Genomic DNA, 22,751 nt, shown 5'->3' with positions numbered 1-22,751 from the left:
CCTCGCCCACCTCCACACCCACGGCCACCCCGTCGACTGGACCCCCCACCTCCACCCAGGCCACCACCCCGACCTCCCCACCTACCCCTTCCAACGCGAACGCTTCTGGCTCACCCCGCCCGCGACCGCGAACCCCCGCAGCGCCGGACTCGACTCCGCCGGGCACCCGCTGCTCGCGGCGGCCGTCCCGCTGCCGGACGACGAGGGAGTGCTGCTGACCGGTCGGCTCTCCGCCGCCACGCACCCCTGGCTCGCCGACCACGCCGTCTGGGACACCGTCCTCGCCCCCGGCACCGCGCTGGTCGAACTCGCCCTCCACGCCGGCCGCCGCCTCGGCTGCCACCACATCGAGGAGCTGACCCTCCAGGCGCCGCTGGTCCTTCCCGGTGAGCTGGCCGTCCGGCTCCAGGTCCGGATCGGTGCGGCGGACGCCGCCGGACGCCGTACCGTCACGGTCCATTCCGCCGTCGACGGCTCCGCGGCCGGCGATGTGTGGACCTGCCACGCGACCGGCACCGTCTCCCCGGCCGAACCGGCCGAACCGGCCGAAGCGACCGAAGCGGTCGCGGGGTGGGCGCTGGGCGCCGCCTGGCCGCCGGCCGGGGCCGTGCCGGTCGACCTCACCGGCCTGTACCAGCGGCTGACCGAAGACGGTCTGGGGTACGGCCCGGCGTTCCGGGGTCTGCGCGCCGCCTGGCGGCGCGGCGAGGAGGTGTACGCCGAGGTGGGGCTGCCGCGCGAGCAGCACGACGCGGCCGCACAGTTCGGCGTGCACCCGGCGCTGCTGGACGCGGCGTTGCACACCACGCTGATCGACGGCGCCGCGCAGGTGCGGCTGCCGTTCTCGTGGAGCGGTGTCACCCTGCACGCCACCGGCGCGACCGCGCTGCGGGTGCGGCTGACCCCCACCGGCCCGGACCAGCTCTCGCTGGCGGTGGCCGACCCGACCGGTCTGCCGGTGGCCACGCTCGACTCGCTCGCCGTCCGGCCGGTCTCCCCGGCGCAGCTCGGGTCGGCCGCCCACCGCGCGGGCGCCGACTCGCTGTTCCAGCTGACCTGGCAGGAGTCGCCCGGCCGCTCGGCCGCGGGCGCCGTGCGCCTCGCGGTGCTCGGTTCCGACGGGCCCGGCGGATACCCCGACCTCGCCGCCCTCGCCGAAGCGATCGGTGCCGGTGCGCCGGTGCCCGAAGCCGTCGTGGTCCGCTGGTCGGCGGAGCCCGGCGAGGACACCCTGTCCGCGGACGCGGCCGGGCGGGCAGTGGAGCGGGCGTTGTCGCTGCTCCAGGCCTGGGTGAGCGATGACCGGTTCGGCGCCGCCCCGCTGGTGGTCGTGACCAGCGGTGCCGTCGACGCCTCGCCCGACCCGGTCGCCTCGCCGGACCTCGCCGCAGCCGCGGTCTGGGGTGCGGTGCGGTCGGTCCAGGCCGAGCACCCGGGCCGGTTCGTCCTGCTGGACGTCGACGGGCCCGTCGCCGACGGCCTCGCGTCCGACGACGCCGTCGCCCGGTCGGACGCCCGGTCCCCGGAGCTTCCGTCGGAGCTGTCGACGGTGCTGCCGGCCGTGCTGGACGGCGCCGAGCCGCAGTACGCGCTCCGGGCCGGGCGGGTGCTGGTGCCCCGGCTGGCCCGACTGCACCCGGACGGGGGATTCGCCGCGCCCGGCCTGGACCCGGAGGGCACGGTGCTGATCACCGGCGGGACCGGCACGCTGGGTGCGCTGGTCGCCCGCCACCTGGTCGACACGTACGGTGTCCGGCATCTGCTGCTGGTCAGCCGGCAGGGCCGGCGCGCGCCGGGGGCCGCCGAACTCGCCTCCTCGCTGGCCGAGTCGGGCGCCGAGGTGACGATCGCCTCGTGCGACGCGGCCGATCGCGCCGCCCTGGCCGCGGTGCTCGCCGCCGTCCCGGCAGACCATCCGCTGACCGGCGTGGTGCACGCGGCCGGGGTGCTGGACGACGGCACGCTCGCCTCGCTCACGCCGGAGCGGGCCAGAGCCGTCCTGCGCCCGAAGGCGGACGCGGCCTGGAACCTGCACGAGCTGACCGTGAACGCCAAGCCCGCGATGTTCGTGCTGTTCTCGGCCGCGGGCGGGCTGCTCGGCAATGCCGGCCAGGCCAACTACGCGGCCGCCAACGCCTATCTGGACGGCTTGGCCGCGCACCGCCGCGCCCTGGGCCTGCCCGGGGTGTCGATGGCATGGGGGCTGTGGTCGGCGGCCAGCACGATGACCAGCGGCCTGAGCGGGGCGGACCGTTCGCGGATGCGGCGCTCCGGCGTGCTGCCGATGTCCACGGCAGCGGCTCTGGCGCTGTTCGACACGGCGCTCGCCCAGGAACGGCCGCTGGTGGTCCCGGTCCGGCTGGACCTCCCCGCGCTGCGCGAGGGCGGATCGGGGCGGGACCTGCCGCTGCTGCGGACGCTGCTCGGTGCGGCGCCCCGGCGGGCGGCCCGTCCGGAGGCGGCGGCCGACACCGGCCCCGGCCTGTCGCTCGACGGGCTGCCCGCCGCCGAACGGTCGCACCGGCTCGTCGAGTTGGTGCGCGGCCAGGCGGCCGCAGTCCTCGGCCACACCTCGCCGGAGGCGGTCGCGGCCGGGCGCGGGTTCCTGGAGTCCGGGTTCGACTCGCTGCGCGGGGTGGAGCTGCGCAACCGGCTGGCCACGGCCACCGGTCTGCGGCTGCCGGCGACGCTGGTCTTCGACCACCCGACACCGGCCGCCGTGGCCGCGCACCTCGGGGAGTTGCTCGGGCGGCGGGAACGGCCGGCCGAGTCGCCGGTCCTCCTCGACCTCGACGGCCTGGAGGCGGGCCTGCGCGACCTCGCCCCCGCGGACCGGGCGGCGCGTGAGCGGCTCGCCGCCCGGTTGCGCGGGCTGGCCGCGCAGCTGCACCCGCCGCAGTCCGAGCCGTCCGCCGGACGCACCGCCGACCGCGCCACCGGCCACGCCACCGGCCGCGCGGCCGAATCCGCCTCCGAGGACGAGGAGTTCGGGGACGCGACGCTCGACGAGATCCTCGACATCGTCGACAGCGAGCTGCGGAACTCGTGACCATGCCCGTCCTGGACCCGTCACCGGACCCGTCGAGGGCCACGCCGTCGGACCTGCCGTCGGCCAGGCCGGCGGACCGGCTGTCGGAGCCGTCGTTGAACAGAGAGGCGCACAGCGGAATGACGAGTGACGAGAAGGTCGTCGACGCGCTCAAGCGGCTGACCGTCGACCTGCGCAGGACGCGCCGGCGGCTCCAGGAGCTGGAGGACGGGGCCCGCGAGCCGATCGCGATCGTCGGCATGGCGTGCCGCTACCCCGGCGGGGTCACCTCCCCGGAGGACCTGTGGCGGGTGGTGGCCGAGGAACGGGACGTCATCTCGCCCTTCCCGACCGACCGCGGCTGGGACGCCGGCCTGTACGACCCTGATCCGGCCCGGCACGGCTCGGTGTACGTCCGCGAGGGCGGATTCCTGCACGACGCCGCCGAGTTCGACCCGGCGTTCTTCGGCATGAGCGCCCGCGAGGCGCTGGCCACCGACCCGCAGCAGCGCCTGCTACTGGAGACGTCCTGGGAGGCGTGCGAGCGGGCGGGCATCGACCCGGCGTCCCTGCGCGGCAGCCGGACCGGCGTCTTCGCCGGGGTGATCTACCAGGACTACGCCTCGCGACTGCGCCGGGTGCCGGGGGAGTTCGAGGGCTACGTCGGCAACGGCAGCACCGGCAGCGTCGCCTCCGGCCGGGTCGCCTACACCCTCGGCCTGGAGGGCCCGGCCGTCACCCTCGACACGGCGTGCTCGTCCTCGCTGGTGGCGCTGCACCAGGCCGCGCAGGCGCTGCGCAACGGCGAGTGCGCGCTGGCCCTGGCCGGCGGGGTGACGGTGATGGCCTCGCCGATGGCGCTGGTCGAGTTCAGCCGCCAGCGGGGGCTGGCCCCCGACGCGCGGTGCAAGGCGTTCTCGGCCACGGCCGACGGGACCAGCCTGGGCGAGGGCGTCGGGATGCTGCTGCTGGAGCGGCTCTCGGACGCCCGGCGGCACGGCCGGCGGGTCCTCGCGGTGATCCGGGGCAGTGCGGTCAACCAGGACGGCGCGAGCAGCGGTCTGACGGCGCCGAGCGGGCCCGCCCAGCAACGGGTGATCCGGCAGGCGCTGGAGAACGCCGGGCTGTCGGCGCGGGACGTGGACGCGGTGGAGGCGCACGGCACCGGGACGACGCTCGGCGACCCGATCGAGGCCCAGGCGCTGCTGGCCACCTACGGTCAGGACCGGTCCGGTTCGGAGCCGCTGTGGCTCGGCTCGGTGAAGTCCAACATCGGCCACGCCCAGGCGGCGGCGGGCGTGGCCGGCGTGATCAAGACGGTGATGGCGATCCGGCACGGCGTGCTGCCGCGCACCCTGCACCTCGACGGCGCCAACCCGCACGTGGACTGGGAGGCGGGCGCGGTGGCACCGCTGAGCGCCGCCCGGCCCTGGCCGGCGACGGGGCGGCCGCGCCGCGCCGGGGTGTCGTCCTTCGGGGTGAGCGGCACCAACGCGCACCTCGTCCTGGAGGAGGCCGAGCCCGCGCCGGACGAACAGCCCGCGCCGACCGGACAGCCCGCGCCGGGCGCCCAGGCCGTACCCGCTAAACGGGCCGTACCGTCCGAACAGTTCGCGCCCTCCGAGCCGCCCCGGCAACCGGGACCCCCCGGGCTGCCCGGGACGGCCCTGCCGTGGGTGCTCTCCGGCCGCACCGAGGCCGCGCTGCGCGCCCAGGCCGCACGGCTGCTGGAGCACCTGGACGCGCAGCCCGCCCCGACCGCCGCCGAGGTGGGCGCCGCACTCGCGGGCACCCGCACGGCCTTCGAGCACCGGGCCGTCCTGCTGCGGGCGGACCGGGCCGGTTTCCGGGCCGGACTGGCCGCCCTGGCGGCGGGCGAACCGCAGCCCGGGCTGGTCCGGGGCGTCGCCCGGGGGGACGCCCGGGTGGTGTTCGTGCTGCCGGAGCGGCCGTCGGTGCGGGCCGGCCTGGTGCTGCGCCTGCTGGACGCGTCACCGCTGTTCGCCGGGCGGCTGGCGGCCTGCGACGCGGCGCTCGTGGAGACCGCCGGCTGGTCCGCCACCCAGGTGCTGCACGGCGCCGCGGGCGCGCCGGACCGGGCCCGACCGGAGGTCCGCCGCGCGGTGGGCTGGGCCGTGCTGGTCGCCCTCGCCGGGTGGTGGCGGGGGCACGGCGTGGAGCCGGCCGCCGTGGTCGCGCCGGGCGAGGCCGCCATCGCGGGGGCCTGTGTCGCGCAGGCGCTCTCCCTGGCGGAGGGGGCGCGCGCGGCGGTGTCCGGCGAGGCGTCCGAGCCGTCCGGTGCCGCGGTACCGCTGCTGACGGGCGATCCGGCCGAGGCGGTGCGCGGGCTGCTGGAGCGCGGCCACACCCGGTTCGTCGCCCTCGGTCCCGGGTCGGCCGCCCGGATCGCGACCGACGCGGGCCCTGACGTCCAGGTGGTCGGTGTCGTGGACGTGCTCGGCGCCCCGGACCTCCCCGGCGCCGCCGCCGCATCCCTGAGCGCCGCCGCCGCGCCGCTCGACGCCGCCACCGCATCCCCCGGCGACGCCACCGCGCCGCTCGGCGACCCGTACGGGCTGCTCACCGCGCTGGCCGAGCTGCACGTCCACGGCGGTCCTGCCGACTGGTCGGCGGCGTTCCCGGCCACCGGCCTGCGCCCGGTCGACCTGCCGACCTACCCGTTCCAGCGCCGCCGCTACTGGCTGGAGGACGGGCCGGCCGCCCCCGACGTGGCGGCCGCCGGACTCGCTCCGGCGGACCACCCGCTGCTCCGCGCCGTGGTGGAACTTCCCGACGGCGGGGGGCTGTTGTTCACCGGCCGGCTGTCGCCCGCCGAGCTGCCCTGGCTCGCCGACCACACCGTGCACGGACGCGTCCTGCTGCCCGGCACCGCCGTGGTCGAGCTGGTCCGCTGGGCGGGCGCCCGGACGGGCTGCGCGCACATCGCCGAACTGGCCCTGCACGCCCCGCTGGAACTCCCCGACCGCGACAGCGCCCCGGAGAGCGGCGTCCGGGTCAGGCTGGCCGTCGGGGCCCCGGACGGGTCCGGCCGCCGGACGGTGGAGCTGTCCTCCCGGCCGGCCGAGCCCGAGGACGCCCCCTGGACCCGGCACGCCGCCGGCGCCGTGGCAACCGAGCAGCCGGCCGGCTCCCCGGACCTGGTCTCCTGGCCGCCGCCCGGCGCCGAGCCGGTCGCCCTCGACGGGTGCTACCGCCGCTTCGCCGGCCTGGGCCTCGACTACGGCCCCGCCTTCCGCGGGCTGCGCGCGCTCTGGCGGCGCGGCGAGGAGGTGTTCGCCGAGGTGGCCCTCTCCGAGGCGGACCGGGCCGACGCCGCGCGGTACGGACTCCACCCGGCGCTGCTGGACGCCGCGCTCCAGGCCTGCGCCGCCGCGGCCCCGCAGGCCGGCGGGCCGATCCCGGTCCCGTTCGCCTGGCACGGCGTCTCGGTGCGCGGGACGGGCCCGACGGCCCTGCGGGTCCGGCTGGCACCCACCGGACCGGACACGATCACACTCGAAGCGGCCGACCCGGCGGGCGTCCCGGTGGCATCGGTCGCGGGCCTGCGGTCACGGCCGCTGCCCGGCGACCCGGCCGGCTCCGCCCTGCTCTGGCGCATCCGGTGGGAGCCGGTGCCGGCCGCACCGGAGACCGACGCCCCGGAGACGGCCGCGCTGCGGACGGCGGTGGTGGGCGCCGGACTCGCGGTGGCCTCCGCGGCCCACTACCCGGACCTCGCGGCGCTGGCCGCCGCCGGGTCACCGGTGCCGGACGTGGTGCTCGCACCCGTGCAACCGGCCGCCGGCGACGTACCGGCCGCCGTCCACGCCGCCACCTCCGCTGCCCTCGAGCTGGTGCGCTCCTGGCTCGCCGAGCCGCGGTTCGCCGCCGCCCGGCTGGTCGTGGTCACCCGGGGCGCCCAGGTCGCGGGTGACGACGCCTCGGCGCCCGACCTGGCCTCGGCCGCGGTCTGGGGCCTGCTGCGGTCGGCCCTGTCCGAGCACCCGCGGCGCTTCGGCCTGCTGGACCTCGACGGGCCGGCTCCCACCGAGGCCGAGTTGGCCCGGGTCCTCGCCTCGGACGAGCCGCAGCTGGCCCTGCGCCGGTCCGAGGTGCTGGCGCCGCGGCTGGTGCCGGTCGAGCGGCCCGCCGGGGACAGCCCCGCCTTCGATCCGAACGGCACCGTCCTGGTCACCGGCGGCACCGGCACGCTCGGCGGTCTGCTCGCCCGTCACCTGGTCGCACGCGGCGCCCGGCACCTGCTGCTGGCCGGGCGCCGCGGGGAGCGGACCCCGGGAGCGGCGGAACTGGTCGCGGAGCTCACCGCGTCGGGTGCGGAGGTCAGGGTCGCCGCCTGCGACACCTCCGACCGCGAGGCCCTGGCCGCCTTGCTGCGTTCGGTGCCGGCGGACCGTCCGCTGACGGCGGTGGTGCACGCCGCCGGTGTGACCGACGACGGCCTGGTTTCCGCGCTCACCCCCGACCGGCTCGACGCCGTCCTGCGACCGAAGGTGGACGCGGCCTGGCACCTCCACGAACTGACCCGCGACTGCGGGTTGGACGCCTTCGTCCTGTTCTCCTCGGCCTCGGGCACCTTCGGCACCGCCGGACAGGCCAACTACGCCGCCGCGAACGCCTTCCTCGACGCGCTCGCCCGGCGGCGCCACACCGAGGGACTGCCGGGGCTGTCCCTGGCCTGGGGCCTGTGGGCCGAACGCAGCGGCATGACGGAACGTCTGAGCGCCGCACAGGCAGGAAAGTTGGCTCGGAGCGGGTTCGGCGCGCTCTCCACCGCGGAGGCACTTGATCTCTTCGACAGCGCCCGTATGATGATCACCGAATCGGTGCTCGTCCCGGTCCGGTTGGACCCCGCGGTGGTGCGGGGCCGCGCCGAACAGGGACAGGTCCCGTCGCTGCTGCGGGAACCGGTCACCGGACCGGCGCCCGCCGCTGCCGCGGCAGCCGCTCCGGCGGCGGGCCCGGAGACCGGCTTCGCACAGCGCCTCCGGGCGATGCCGGAGACCGAGCGCCGACGCGCCCTGCTCGACCTCGTCCGGACCCATGCGGCGATCGTGCTGGCCGAGTCCTCCCCCGAGGACGTCGACCCCGGCCAGGGCTTCGTCGACCTGGGCTTCGACTCGCTCGCCAACCTCGAGCTCCAGGACCGGCTCCAGGAGGCGACCGGCCTCCAACTGCCCAGCACCCTGGTGTTCGACCACCCCACCGCAACGGCCCTGGCCGATCACCTCTGCAGCCTGTTCGGCTCCGGGGCGAGGACGGAGGTGGGGCCGGCGCTCGCGGAACTCGACCGGCTGGAGGCGTTCCTGACGCCCTTCACCGACGACGACCAGGCCCGGACCGCGATCACCCACCGGTTGAGGGACCTCCTCGCCCGCTGGGGCGACGACGGCCGGGACGGCGCCGACCGACCCGACCTCGCCTCGGCGACCGACGACGAGCTCTTCGACGTACTGGACCAGTTGCGCGCCCGCTGAGGGCCGAGAACCCGGCAACACCTCGATCCCCGCACCGGCTATAGGAGCAGGCTCAAGTGGCACATGAAGACAAGCTTCGCGAGCACCTCCGGTGGGCTGCCGCCGAACTCGCAGAGGCACGCCGCCGGACGGCCGAACTGGAGGCCGCCGACCGCGAGCCGATCGCGATCGTCGGAATGAGCTGCCGCTACCCGGGCGGGGTCCGGACCCCTGAGGAGCTGTGGGAGCTGGCTGCCGCCGGGCGGGACGCCGTCGGCGCGCCGCCCGCCGAACGCGGCTGGCGCATCGAGGACTTCTACGACCCGGACGGCCTGCGCCCCGGCACCTCCTACGTCTGCGAGGGCGGCTTCCTCGACGGGGCCGACCGGTTCGACCCGGGGTTCTTCGACATCAGCCCCCGGGAGGCCCTCGCCATGGACCCCCAGCAGCGGCTGCTGCTGGAGACCTCCTGGGAGGCCTTCGAGCGGGCCGGCATCGCCCCCGCGACCGTGCGCGGCACCCGGGTCGGGGTGTTCACCGGCCTGATGTACCACGACTACGGCACCCGGCTGGCCTCCGTGGACGAGTCGGTCGCGGGCTTCCTGGGCAGCGGCACCGCGGGCAGCGTCGCGTCCGGACGGATCGCCTACGTGCTCGGACTGGAAGGGCCGGCGGTGACCGTGGACACGGCCTGCTCCTCGTCCCTGGTGGCGCTCCACCTCGCTGCCCAGGCCGTCCGGCGCGGCGACTGCACCATGGCGCTGGCCGGTGGCGTCACGGTGATGGCCACGCCCGACACCTTCGTCGAGTTCAGCCGTCAGGGCGGCCTCGCCCGGGACGGGCGCTGCAAGTCCTTCGCGGCGGCCGCCGACGGCACCGCCTGGGGCGAGGGCGCGGGCATGCTGCTGGTCGAGCGGCTGTCCGACGCCCGGCGGCTGGGCCATCCGGTGCTCGCCGTGGTCCGCGGCTCCTCGGTCAACCAGGACGGCGCCAGCAGCAGCCTCTCCGCGCCGAACGGGCCCTCGCAGCAGCGGGTGATCCGGCAGGCCCTCGCCGAGGCCGGGCTGTCGCCGGACCTGATCGACGCGGTGGAGGCGCACGGGACGGGCACCCGGCTGGGCGACCCGATCGAGGCCCAGGCCCTGCTGGCGACGTACGGGCAGGAGCGGCCTGCCGAACGGCCGCTGCTGCTGGGCTCGTTGAAGTCCAACATCGGCCACACCCAGGCGGCGGCCGGGGTCGGCGGCGTCATCAAGATGGTGATGGCGATGCGGCACGGCGTGCTGCCGCCCACCCTGCACGTCGACGAGCCCACCCCGCACGTCGACTGGTCCTCCGGCGCCGTGGAACTGCTCACCGAGGCCCGGAAGTGGCCGCAGACGGGGCGGCCGCGGCGGTCGGCCGTGTCCTCCTTCGGGGTCAGCGGGACGAACGCGCACGTCATCCTGGAGGAGGCGCCGGCGGACGAGCCGGTGGAGGAACCGGTGACCGGCGTGGCCGCGGTCGGCGGCACTCTGCTGCCGTGGGTGCTGTCCGCCCGGGACGAGCGGGCGTTGCGCGCCCAGGCCGAGCAGTTGCGGGCAGCGGTCGAGGCGCACCCGGAGTGGGAAGTGGCGGAGGTGGCCGCAGCGCTGGTGTCGGACCGGTCCCTGTTCGAGCAGCGGGCTGTGGTGATCGGGGAGAACCGGGCCGAGCTGCTGAGCGGTCTCGCCGCCGTCGCCGAGAGGACCGCCGTGCCAGGGGTCGTTCTGGGCAGCGGCACGTTCGGGCGTCCGGTGTTCGTGTTCCCCGGCCAGGGTTCGCAGTGGGCCGGCATGGGCGCCGAACTCCTCGACACCTCCCCCGTCTTCGCGGACTCCATCGCCCGCTGCCAAACCGCCCTCGACCCCTACATCGACTGGTCCCTCACCGACGCCCTACGCGGCCACCTCGACCTCACCCGCGTCGACATCGTCCAACCCACCCTCTTCGCGACCATGGTCGCCCTCGCCGAGCTCTGGCAATCCCTCGGCATCCACCCCACCGCCGTCATCGGCCACTCCCAAGGCGAAATTGCCGCCGCCACCATCGCCGGAGCCCTCACCCTCCACGACGGCGCCCGCATCGCAGCCCTGCGCAGCCAAGCCATCCTCGCCATCGCCGGACACGGCGGCATGGCCTCCATCCCCCTCAGCCACGAGGACACCACCCAACTCCTCGCCCCCTGGCGCCACCAGCTCGCCATCGCCGCCCACAACGGACCCACCACCACCGTCATCGCCGGCGACGCCACCGCCCTCACCGAACTCCTCACCCACTGCGAACACCACCAGATCCGCGCCCGCCGCATCGACGTCGACTACGCCTCCCACACCCACCACGTCGAAACCATCCACCAACAACTCCTCGACCAACTCGCCGGCATCACCCCCAAACCGGCCACCATCCCCCTCTACTCCACCGTCACCGGCACCCCCATCGACACCACCACCCTCACCCCCCACTACTGGTACACCAACCTCCGCCAACCCGTCCGATTCACCGACGCCATCCGCACCGCCCTCACCGACGGCCACACCACCTACGTCGAAATCAGCCCCCACCCCGTCCTCACCACGACCATCCAGGACACCGCCGAAACCACGAACCACCCCACCCTCACCACCGGCACCCTCCGCCGCAACGAAGGCGGCCTCCGACGACTGCTCACCTCCCTCGCCGAGGTCCACGCCCACGGCCACCCCGTCGACTGGTCAGCCCTGCTCCCCACCATCCGACGCCGACGGATCGACCTGCCCACCTACCCCTTCCAACGCGAACGCTTCTGGCTCGACGCCCCCGCACCCACCGGAGACGTCCGCACCGCCGGCCTCACCCCCGCCGACCACCCCCTGCTCAGCGCGCTCCTCCCGCTCGCAGACGACGACGAACTCGTCCTCACCGGCTCGATCTCCCTCACCACCCACCCCTGGCTCGCCGACCACGCCGTCTGGGACACCGTCCTCGCCCCCGGCACCGCGCTCGTCGAACTCGCCCTCCACGCCGGCGACCACGGCGGCCGCGACGTGCTCGAGGAACTCACCCTCCAGGCACCGCTGCTGCTCCCGCAGGACGGCCCCGTCCAGCTCCAGGTCCGGATCGGGTCCGCCGCCGACGACGGGCGGCGCGCCGTCTCCGTCCACTCCCGCCCGGACCGACCCGACGCCGACGCCCCCTGGACCCGGCACGCGACCGGCGTCCTGGCGACGGGCGCCGAGCACCCGTCCTGGGACCTCGCCGCCTGGCCCCCGGCCGGCGCGGAACCGGTGGACCTCACGGACCTCTACTCCCGCCTGGCCGCCGAGGGCCTCGGCTACGGGCCCGCCTTCCGGGGCCTGCAGGCGCTCTGGCGGCAGGGGGAGGAGCTGTTCGCCGAGGTACGGCTGCCGCGCGAGCAGCACGACGCGGCCGCGCGGTTCGGCCTGCATCCCGCCCTGCTGGACGCGGCCCTGCACGCGGCGGCGGCCGCCGCCCCCGGTGAGGTGCGGCTGCCGTTCTCGTGGAGCGGCGTCTCCCTGTACGCCACCGGCGCGACCGCCCTGCGGGTGCGCCTGTCACCGGACGGGGCCGACGCGGTCGCCCTCACGGTGGCCGACGGGAGCGGCGCGCCCGTCGCCCGGGTGGCATCGCTGGCGAGCCGTCCGGTGGACCGCGAGCAGCTGCGGGCGGCAGACGACGACGCGGACCGGCTGCTGGCCGTGGAGTGGACCGAACTGCCCCCGTCCTCCGGGACGCCCGCCGGGCGCTGGGTGCTGCTCGGCGCCGACCGCGTCGGGCTGCCCGACGACCTCCGGCTCGGGACGCATCCCGACCTGGCGGCCCTCGCCAAGGCCGTGGAGGCCGGTGCGACCGTCCCGGACGCCGTCCTGGTCACCTGTACCGGTCCCGACGGCCCGGAGTCCGCGGACCCGTCCGCCGCCGCGCACGCCGCCGTCGCGGAGGTCCTGACGGTCACCCAGGAGTTCCTGGCGAGCGACCAGTTCGCCGCCGCCCGGCTCGTCGTGCTCACCAGCGGCGCGGTGGCCGCCGGGTCCGGCGAGAGCGTGCAGGACCTCGCCGGTGCCGCGGTCTGGGGCCTGCTGCGCTCCGCCCAGAGCGAGCACCCGGGCCGCTTCGTCCTGCTCGACCTGGACGGGCGTGCGCTGGACGGCCGTGCGGCCGGGCGGCAGGGCGCCCTGGCCGCCGCGCTCGCCGGCGCCGAGCCCCAACTGGCCGCCCGGGACGGCGTCCTGCTGGCCCCCCGGCTGGTCCGCGCGGCCACCGGCCGGCTGCTGGAGCCCCCGGCGGACGCGCCCCACTGGCGCCTGGACACCACCGCCAAGGGCACCCTGGAGAACCTCGCCCTCCTCCCCCACCCGGCGGCCTCCGAGCCGCTCGCGCCCGGACAGGTCCGGCTGGCCGTCCGCGCCGCCGGCATGAACTTCCGCGACGTGCTGCTCGGCCTGGGCATGGTCGACCAGGACGTCATGGGCGGGGAGGCGGCCGGCGTCGTGCTGGAGACCGGGCCCGGCGTCACCGCGTTCGCGCCGGGCGACCGCGTGATGGGCATGGTGCCCGGCTCGTTCGGGCCGGTCGCCGTGGTCGACCAGCGGCTGCTCGTCCCGCTTCCCGCGCACTGGACGTTCACCGAGGGCGCCTCGGTGCCGATCGCCTTCCTGACCGCGTACTACGGCCTGGTCGACCTCGCCGGCCTGGGCGCCGGCGAGTCGGTGCTGATCCACTCGGCGACCGGCGGCGTCGGCATGGCGGCGCTCCAACTGGCCCGCCACCTGGGCGGCGAGGTGTTCGCCACGGCCGCTCCCGCCAAGTGGGAGACCCTGCGGGCGCTCGGCGTGCCGGAGGATCGGATCGCCTCCTCGCGCAGCCTCGACTTCGAGCAGCGGGTCCGCGAGGCCGCCGGCGGGCGGGGCGTCGACGTGGTCCTCAACTCCCTCGCCCACGAGTTCGTCGACGCCTCGCTGCGGCTGCTCGCGGACGGCGGGCGGTTCGTGGAGATGGGCAAGACCGACATCCGCGACGCGGCCGAGGTCGCCGCCGCCCACCCCGGCACGTCCTACCTGTGGTTCGACCTGATCGAGGCCGGCTACGACCGGATCGGCCGGATGATGGCCGAACTGATGCCGCTGTTCGAGCGCGGGGTGCTCCGTCCGGTCCCGGCCCGCACCTGGGACGTCCGGCGGGCGCTGGAGGCGTTCCGCTTCATGAGCCAGGCCCGGCACGTCGGCAAGGTGGTGCTCACCATGCCCGCCGCGCCGGGTCGGGGCGGCACCGCTCTGGACCCGGACGGCACCGTGCTGATCACCGGCGGCACGGGCGTGCTGGGCGGCCTGGTGGCGCGCCGGCTGGTCACCGACCACGGCGTGCGGCACCTGCTGCTGCTCGGCCGCCGCGGCCCCGAGGCCCCCGGTGCGGCCGAACTCGCCGCCGAACTCACCGCGCTGGGCGCCGCCGTGACGGTCACCGCCTGCGACACGGCCGACCGTGCGGACCTCGCGCGGGTGCTCGCCGCCGTGCCGGCCGAACACCCGCTCACCGGCGTCGTCCACGCCGCGGGCGTGCTGGACGACGCGGTGATCGCCTCGCTGACCCCCGCGCAGGTCACGGCCGTGCTGCGCCCCAAGGTGGACGCCGCCTGGCACCTGCACGAGCTGACCCGGGACGCGGACCTCCGCGCCTTCGTGCTGTTCTCCTCCTCGGCGGCCGTCCTGGGCGGCCCCGGTCAGGGCAACTACGCCGCGGCCAACGCCTTCCTGGACGCGCTCGCCCGGCGTCGCCGCGCCGAGGGGCTGCCCGGCCTGTCGATCGCCTGGGGCCTGTGGGAGCGAGCCAGCGGCATGACCGGCCACCTCGACGCGGGCGACCTGGCCCGGCTGCGGCGCTCCGGCGTGAGCCCGCTATCCGACGCGGACGGCCTGGCGATGTTCGGCGCGGCCCTGCACTCCGACCGGGACCAGCTGGTGGCGATGAAGCTCGACGTCGCGGCCGCCCGTGCCGCCTTCGCGTCCGGTTCGGTGCCGCCGCTGCTGCGCCGACTGGTCGGTGCGGGTGCCAGGCGCGCGGCGGCGGCCGACGCGGCGGACGACGGGCCCGCACCGGCCCTGCGGCTGGCCGCCCTACCGGAGGCCGAACGCGCCCGCGCCCTGCTGGAGTTGGTGCGCAGCAACGCGGCCGTGGTGCTCGGGCACGCCACCGACGGGGCGATCCAGCCGGACCGGGCGTTCAAGCAGCTCGGCTTCGACTCGCTGACCGCCGTCGAACTGCGCAACCGGCTCAACGCCGCGACCGGACTGCGGCTGCCGGCCACCATGGTCTTCGACCATCCGACGCCGGACGCGCTGGCCGCCTTCCTCCAGGCCGAACTGGCCCCGGCTGCATCGGGCGGCCCGGCCGGACCCGCCGGCCGTGCCGTCCCGGACGAGGAGGTCAGCCGGCTGCTGGCGACCGTCCCGCCGGCCCGGCTGCGCGCCGCCGGCCTGCTCGACGCGCTGCTGGCGCTGGCCGGCGCCGGACCCGAGGAGCCGCCGGCCGTGCCGGACGCGGACCTCGACGAGATCGACGCCATGGACGCCGACGACCTGATCGGCCTGGCCTTCGGCACCACTGACCTCTGATCGCGCTCGGACTGCGGAGAAACCCAACGATGGCTGCATCACAGGCTGCACCACAGGACCAGAGGGTGCTGGAGGCACTCCGGCTCTCGCTCAAGGAGAACAAGCGCCTCCAGCAGCAGAACCACCGGCTGGCCGAGGCCCGGCACGAGCCGATCGCGATCGTCGGCATGGCCTGCCGCTTCCCCGGCGGCGTCCACAGCCCCGAGGACCTGTGGCGCCTGGTGTCCGACGGCCGGGACGCCCTGTCCGGGTTCCCGGCCGAACGCGGCTGGAACACCGAGGAGTTGTACGACCCGGACCCGGACCGGCCGGGCCGGAGCTACGTCCGGACGGGTTGCTTCGTCCAGGGCGCGGAGCTGTTCGACGCCGGGTTCTTCGGGATCAGCCCGCGCGAGGCGCTCGCGATGGACCCGCAGCAGCGGCTGCTGCTGGAGACCTCCTGGGAGGCCTTCGAACACGCCGGCATCGACCCGGAGTCCGTCCGCGGCAGCGCGACCGGCGTGTTCGTCGGCGCCTCCCCGCTCGGCTACGCCGCCGATCCGCGCGGCGCGGAGGGAGCCGAGGGCTACCTGCTGACCGGCACCACCGTCAGCGTGGCCTCCGGTCGGCTCGCCTACACCTTCGGGCTGGAGGGCCCGGCGGTGACGGTGGACACCGCTTGCTCCTCCTCGCTGGTGGCGCTGCACCTGGCGGCCCGGGCGCTGCGCGACGGCGAGTGCTCGATGGCGCTGGTCGGCGGCGCGGCGGTGATGGCGGCGCCGCACATGTTCATCGAGTTCAGCCGGCAGCGCGGCCTCGCCCCCGACGGGCGCTGCAAGGCCTTCGCGGGCGCGGCGGACGGCACCGCCTGGGGCGAGGGCGTCGGCGTGCTGCTGGTCGAGCGGCTCTCCGACGCCCGGCGGCTGGGCCACCCGGTGCTCGCCGTGGTCCGCGGCTCCGCGGTCAACCAGGACGGTGCCTCCAACGGCCTGACGGCGCCGAGCGGCCCGGCCCAGCAGCGGGTGATCCGCGCCGCGCTCGCGGACGCCCGGCTCACCGCCGCCGACGTGGACGCGGTGGAGGCGCACGGGACGGGCACCCGGCTCGGCGACCCGATCGAGGCCCAGGCCCTGCTGGCCACCTACGGGCAGGGCCGGCCCGCCGAACGGCCGCTCTGGCTCGGCTCGGTGAAGTCCAACATCGGCCACACCCAGCTCGCCGCGGGCGTCGCCGGCGTCATCAAGACGGTGCTGGCGCTGCGCCACGGCGTCCTGCCGGCCACCCTGCACGTCGACGAGCCGACCCCGCAGGTCGACTGGTCGCGCGGCGCGGTGGAACTGCTGACCGAGCGGCGCGACTGGCCCGCCGTCGACCGCCCCCGGCGGGCCGGCGTCTCCTCCTTCGGCATCAGCGGCACCAACGCCCACGTGATCCTGGAGCAGCCCGTCGAGGAGGAGCCCCTCGACGGGCAGCCCGCCGTGGAGCAGCCCGCCCCCGCGGTGCCGGCCGCGACCCCGTGGCTGCTGTCGGCGCGCAGCCCCGAGGCGCTGCGCGCCCAGGCCGGCCGGCTGGCCGACGCCGTGGCCGCCGCGCCGCAGTGGCCCGCCGCGGACGTCGCGTGGACGCTGGCCACCGCCCGCGCCGGCCTCGACCACCGGGCGGTGGTGCTCGGGACGGACCGCGCGGAACTGCTCGCCGGCCTCGAGGCGCTGCGCCGGGCCGACGACGCCCCGGACCTGTTCCGGGGCCAGGCGGCGCGCACCGGCAGGCTGGCCTTCCTGTTCACCGGCCAGGGCGCCCAGCGGGCCGGCGCCGGCCGCGAACTGTACCGGCGCTTCCCGGTGTTCGCGGCCGAGCTGGACCGGGTGTGCGACCTGCTGGCGGAGCGCAGCGGCCTGCCGGTCCGCGAGGTGCTGCTCGCCGAGGAGGGGTCGCCCGAGGCGGCCCGGCTGGACGGGACGGCGTTCGTCCAGGCCGCCCTGTTCGCGCTGGAGGTGGCGCTGTTCCGGCTGGCCGAATCCTGGGGGCTGCGGCCGGACTTCGTGCTCGGGCACTCGGTCGGGGAACTCGCGGCCGCCCACGTCGCCGGCGTGTTCTCGCTGGAGGACGCGGTCACGGCGGTGGCCGCCCGCGGGCGCCTGATGCAGCAGCTGCCCGCCGGCGGCGCGATGGTGGCGGTGGAGGCGACGGAGCCGGAGGTGGCCGTCCTGCTGGCGGACCACGCCGGCCGGGCCGGCATCGCCGCCGTCAACGGCGCCCGCTCCGTCGTGGTCTCCGGCGAGGAGGAGGCGGTCGCGTCGGTCGCCGAGCGGCTCGGCGCGCAGGGCCGCCGGACGAAGCGGCTGGCCGTCAGCCACGCCTTCCACTCGGCCCGCATGGAGGACATGCTCGCGCCGTTCCGCGCGGTGCTCGACGGCCTGACGCTGCACGAACCGACCGTCCCGGTGGTCTCCAACCTGACCGGCCGGCCGGTGGCCGCCGAGCTGATCCGCACCCCGGAGTACTGGGTGCGGCACGTGCGCGAGGCCGTGCGCTTCCACGACGGCGTGCGGCACCTGCTCGACCGGGGCGTCACGACCTTCCTGGAACTCGGCCCCGACGGTGTGCTGTCCGCCATGGCCCGGCAGAGCGCGGGGGACGCGGCCGGTGACGTCGTGGCGGTGCCGCTGCTGCGCCGGAGCCGTCCGGAGCCGGACACGGTGCTCGCCGCGGTCGCCCAGGCGCACGTGCGGGGGGCCCGGGTGGACTGGCCCGCGCTCCTCACCGCGCTCCACGGCCCGGCCGGCCGCCGGCTGGACCTGCCCACGTACGCGTTCCAGGGCGAGCGGTACTGGCTGGACGCGACCGGCGGCGCCCCCGCCGATCCGGCCGGGCTCGGCGTGACGAGCGCCGGGCACCCCCTGCTCGGCGCCGCCGTCACCCCGGCCGAGGGCGGCGGGCTGATCCTCACCGGCCGGCTGTCGCCCCGTTCGCACCGCTGGCTCGCCGACCACGTGGTGCTGGGCAGCACGGTGGTGCCCGGCACCGCGTACCTGGAACTGGCCCTGCACGCGGCGCGGTCGGTCGGCTGCACCACGGTCGAGGAGCTGGACCAGGAGGCGCCGCTGATCCTCACCGGGACCGGGACGGCCCAGCTGCAGGTGGTGGTCGGCGCGGCCGACGCGACGGGCCGGCGACCGATCGGCGTGTACGCCCGCCCGGACGAGGCGGCGGAGTGGACCCGGCACGCGGGCGGCACGCTGTCCGCCGCGCCCGGCGGAACCGGCTGGCAGCCGGCCGGCGACTGGCCGCCCCGCGGCGCCGAGCCGGTGGACCTCGACGGCTTCTACCCCTCCGTCGCCCGGGACGGTTTCGACTACGGCCCGTCGTTCCGCGGGCTGCGGGCGATGTGGCGCGCCGGCGACGAGGTGTACGGCGAGGTCGCCCTCCCGGAGCCGGAGCGGGGCCGGGCGGACGGCTACGGCGTCCACCCCGCCCTGCTGGACGCCGCGCTGCACGCGGGGCTGGTCGGGAACACCGGGGAGCAGGTCCTGCTGCCGTTCGCCTGGAACGACGTGCGGCTGCACCGCCCCGGCGCCGCGGTGCTGCGCCTGCGGCTGGCCCCGGCCGGGCCGGGCGCGATGTCCCTGGACGTGGCCGACGAGGCCGGCGCGCCGGTCGCCTCGGTCGGTGCGCTGCGGGCCCGGCCGGTCTCGGTCGACCAGTTGCGCGCGGCGGCCCGGGCCGGGCTCGGCGACGCCCTGTTCCGCGTCGCGTGGGAGCCCGTCCCGGCGGTCGAGGCGGCCCGGGGCCGCTGGGCGGTGCTCGGGGACGGGTCCGCGTTCCCCGGCCTCGACCGCCATCCGGACCTGGCGGCGCTCGGCGAGGCCGTCGCCGCGGGGCTGCCGGCCCCGGACGCGGTCGTCCTGCCCCTGCCGGACACCACCGGCGAGCTCCCCCCGGCCGTGCGCGCCGCCCTGCGCCGGACCTGGTCCGCGCTGACGGCGTGGGCGGCGGACGACCGTTTCGCGGGCTCCCGGCTGGTCCTGGTGACGCGCGGTGCGGTGGCCGCGGGGCCGGCGGACGCCGACGGCCAGGCAGATGCCGACGGCCCGGCCCCCGGCCGCGCGGCCGCCGACGTCCCGAACCTCGCCCACGCCCCGCTGTGGGGCCTCGTCCGGGCCGCCCAGGCCGAGCACCCGGGCCGCTTCGTCCTGCTCGACCTGGACGGCGACTCCGACCCGACCGCCGCGCTGGCCCCGGCGGCCGCCGGTGACGAACCGCAGCTCGCCCTGCGCGCCGGCACCCTGCTGGCACCGCGCCTGGTGCGCGCCCGCCCGGCGACGACCGCCACGAGCTCCACGGCCGCCACGAGCTCCGCGGTCTCTGCGGCCGCGCCGGCCCGGGCCGGCGCGGCTCTGGACCCGGACGGCACAGCCCTGGACCCGGCCGGCACGGTGCTGATCACCGGCGGCACCGGCGCGCTCGGCGCACTGCTCGCCCGGCACCTGGTCACCGCGTACGGGGTGCGCCACCTGCTGCTGCTCGGCCGCCGCGGCCCCGAGGCCCCGGGCGCGGCCGAACTCGTCGCCGACCTCACCGCCTTGGGCGCCACCGTGACGGTGACCGCCTGCGACGCCGCGGACCGGGAGGCACTCGCGGCAGTGCTCGCCGCCGTCCCGGCCGACCACCCCCTGACCACCGTCGTCCACACCGCCGGCGTGGCCGCGGACGGCGCCCTGGCCTCGCTCACCGAGGAACGCTTCGAGGCCGCGCTCCGCCCCAAGGCCGACGCCGCCTGGCACCTGCACGAACTCACCCGGGACAGCGGCCTCGCCGCCTTCGTGCTGTTCTCCTCCGCGACGGCCACCCTCGGCGGCGCCGGCCAGGGCGGCTACGCGGCGGCGAACGCCTTCCTCGACGCCCTCGCCCAGCACCGCGCCGCGCGGGGCCTGCCCGCCCGGTCGCTGGCTTGGGGCCTGTGGCAGCAGGACCGCGGCATGGCGGGCGCCCTCGACGAGGCCGTGCTCGGCCGGATGCGGCGCTCGGGCGTGCTCCCGCTCAGCCCGCAGGACGGCCTGGCGCTGTTCGACACCGCGCTCGCCGGGGCGGACCCGACCGCGCTGCCGGTCCGGCTGGACCCGGCCGCGCTGCGCCAGGCCGGCCCGGACCTCCCGCCGCTGCTGCGCGGGCTGGCCGGCCCGGCCGCAGCGCCCGCCCACCGGCCGGAGGCCGGCGCGGCGGACGCCCTCAGGCAGCGCCTCGCCGGACTGTCCGAGGCGGAGCGTGCCCGGGCCCTGCTGGACCTGGTGCGCGGTCAGGTCGCCCTGGTGCTGGGCCACTCGGCGCCGACCGCGGTCGAGGCGGACCGGGTGTTCGGCGAACTCGGCTTCGACTCGCTGACGGCCGTCGAACTGCGCAACCGCCTGACCGCCGTCTCGGGTCTCCGCCTGCCGGCCACGCTCGTCTTCGACTACCCGACGGCCGCGGAACTCGCCCGCTACCTGGACGCGGAACTCCCGCGCGAGGAGGCGTCCTCGGCCGCTCCGGTGCTCGCGGAGCTGGACCGCCTCGAAGCCGCCCTGGCCGAGGTCGGCGCCGACCACCCCGAGCGGGCGCGGATCGCCGACCGGCTGCGGGCGGTGGCCGACCGGTGGAGCCGCCGGAACGGGCCGGAGGACGACCGGTCCCCCGGCGCCGGGCTGGAGTTGGACTCCGCCGACGACGACGAGGTCTTCGACTTCATCACCAACGAACTCGGCATCTCCTGACTCCTCCGGCCGGTACCACCGCCGACCAGCCGTCCTGTTCCCGTCCCATCCGAAGGGGTTGCGCCACTGTGGCCAGCGAGACCGAGGACAAGCTCCGCTACTTCCTCAAGCGGGTGACCGCAGACCTCCAGGAGACCCGCCGCCGGCTCCAGGAGTCGGAGTCCGTCGCGGGCGAGCCGATCGCGATCGTCGGCATGGCCTGCCGCTACCCCGGCGGCGCCGACTCCGCCGACCGGCTGTGGCAGCTCGTCGCGGACGGCCGGGACGCCGTCTCGCCGTTCCCCACCGACCGGGGCTGGGACATGGAGGCGCTGTACGACCCCGACCCCGACCGCACCGGCCACACCTACGCCCGCGAGGGTGGCTTCGTGGACGGCGCGGACGGCTTCGACGCCGGGTTCTTCGGCATCGGCCCGCGCGAGGCGCTGGCGATGGACCCGCAGCAGCGGCTGCTGCTGGAGACCTCCTGGGAGGCCTTCGAGCGGGCCGGCATCGCCCCGGAGTCGCTGCGCGGCAGCCGGACCGGCGTCTTCATGGGCGCCGGGCAGGTCGACTACGCGGCGCTCGCCCAGCGGGCGACGGAGAGCCTGGAGGGATACCTGCTCTCGGGCGGCGCGGCCAGCGTCCTCTCGGGCCGGCTGTCCTACGTGTTCGGTCTGGAGGGGCCGGCGATCACGGTGGACACGGCGTGCTCCTCCTCGCTGGTCGCCCTGCACCTGGCCTGCCAGTCGCTGCGGCGGGGCGAGTGCTCGACGGCGCTCGCGGGCGGGGCGGCGGTGATGGCCGCGCCCGGCATGTTCGTCGAGTTCAGCCGGCAGCGCGGCCTCGCCCCCGACGGGCGCTGCAAGGCCTTCGCGGCCGCCGCCGACGGCACCGGCTGGGGCGAGGGCGTCGGTGTCCTGCTGCTGGAGCGGCTCTCCGACGCGCGGCGCAACGGCCACCGGGTCCTCGCGGTGGTGCGCGGCTCGGCCGTCAACCAGGACGGCGCCTCCAACGGGCTCACCGCACCGAACGGGCCGGCCCAGCAGCGGGTGATCCGCGCCGCCCTCGCCGACGCCCGGCTCACCGCCGCCGACGTGGACGCGGTCGAGGCGCACGGCACCGGGACGACACTCGGCGACCCGATCGAGGCGCAGGCCCTGATCGCCACCTACGGCAAGGAGCGGCCCGGGCCCGAGCCACTGTGGCTCGGATCCGTGAAGTCCAACATCGGCCACACCCAGGCGGCGGCGGGAGCCGCCGGGGTGATCAAGATGGTGATGGCGATGCGGCACGGCGTGCTGCCGCCCACCCTGCACGTGGACCAGCCCACCCCGCACGTCGACTGGTCCGCCGGCGCGGTGGAACTGCTGACGGAGGCCCGGGAGTGGCCGCAGGTGGACGGGCGCCCGCGACGGGCTGGTGTCTCGGCCTTCGGCGCGAGCGGGACGAATGCGCACGTGATCCTGGAGGAGGCGCCACCGGTCGAGACCGAGCAGCCTGAGCAGGCCGCGTTCACGGCGCCCTCGCCCGTCGTGCCCTGGGTCATCTCCGCCCGCACCCCGGCCGCCCTGCGCGCCCACGCCGCACAACTCGCCACCTACCTCCACGACCACCCCGACACCGACCTGCGCGCCGCCGGACACACCCTCCTCACCACCCGCACCACCCACGACCACCGCGCCGTCGCCCTCGGCCGAAACCACGAAGAACTCCTCACCAGCCTCACCACCATCGCCGACGACACCACCCCCACCAGCGTCGGCACCAGCGCCTTCGAGCGACCGGTGTTCGTCTTCCCCGGCCAGGGCTCCCAATGGGCCGGCATGGGCGCCGAACTCCTCGACACCTCCCCCGTCTTCGCGGACTCCATCGCCCGCTGCCAAACCGCCCTCGACCCCTACATCGACTG

At 76.8% G+C, this 22,751-nt stretch carries 5 protein-coding genes and 1 pseudogene; all 6 read left to right on the top strand.

Annotated features, from left to right (window positions below; translation table 11 throughout):
- Positions 1 to 3,049, top strand: a 3,049-nt coding sequence (locus ACGF07_RS35025) for a type I polyketide synthase (protein ID WP_392905636.1), incomplete at its 5' end; no start/stop codon positions are given.
- Between the two features lie 119 nt (positions 3,050 to 3,168).
- Positions 3,169 to 8,523, top strand: coding sequence for a type I polyketide synthase (locus ACGF07_RS35020; protein ID WP_392905634.1), 5,355 nt, complete (start codon positions 3,169 to 3,171; stop codon positions 8,521 to 8,523).
- A 56-nt stretch (positions 8,524 to 8,579) separates the two neighbouring features.
- Positions 8,580 to 8,633 (top strand): annotated as a pseudogene (locus ACGF07_RS35015) (polyketide synthase docking domain-containing protein); the annotation flags it as partial.
- A 66-nt stretch (positions 8,634 to 8,699) separates the two neighbouring features.
- Positions 8,700 to 15,131: a type I polyketide synthase gene (locus ACGF07_RS35010; protein WP_392905641.1), complete on the top strand. Its 6,432-nt coding sequence runs from the start codon at positions 8,700 to 8,702 to the stop codon at positions 15,129 to 15,131.
- Positions 15,132 to 15,196: 65 nt separating this feature from the next.
- Entirely contained in the window at positions 15,197 to 20,860 is a 5,664-nt protein-coding gene (locus ACGF07_RS35005) for a type I polyketide synthase (RefSeq protein WP_392905631.1), read from the top strand.
- 47 nt (positions 20,861 to 20,907) lie between these two features.
- The coding region (locus ACGF07_RS35000) for a type I polyketide synthase (RefSeq protein WP_392905638.1) at positions 20,908 to 22,751 on the top strand (1,844 nt) is incomplete at its 3' end.

Origin of the sequence: Kitasatospora sp. NPDC048194 (assembly GCF_043202455.1) — a bacterium.
GTDB lineage: Bacteria > Actinomycetota > Actinomycetes > Streptomycetales > Streptomycetaceae > Kitasatospora.
The sequence above is the reverse complement of the archived record's forward strand: the minus strand, read 5'-3'. Positions and strand labels throughout refer to the sequence as shown.

Coding starts and splice junctions, on each gene's coding strand:
- ACGF07_RS35010 (WP_392905641.1), top strand. CDS start 8,700: ATGAGCTGCCGCTACCCGGGCGGGGTCCGGACCCCTGAGGAGCTGTGG.
- ACGF07_RS35020 (WP_392905634.1), top strand. CDS start 3,169: ATGACGAGTGACGAGAAGGTCGTCGACGCGCTCAAGCGGCTGACCGTC.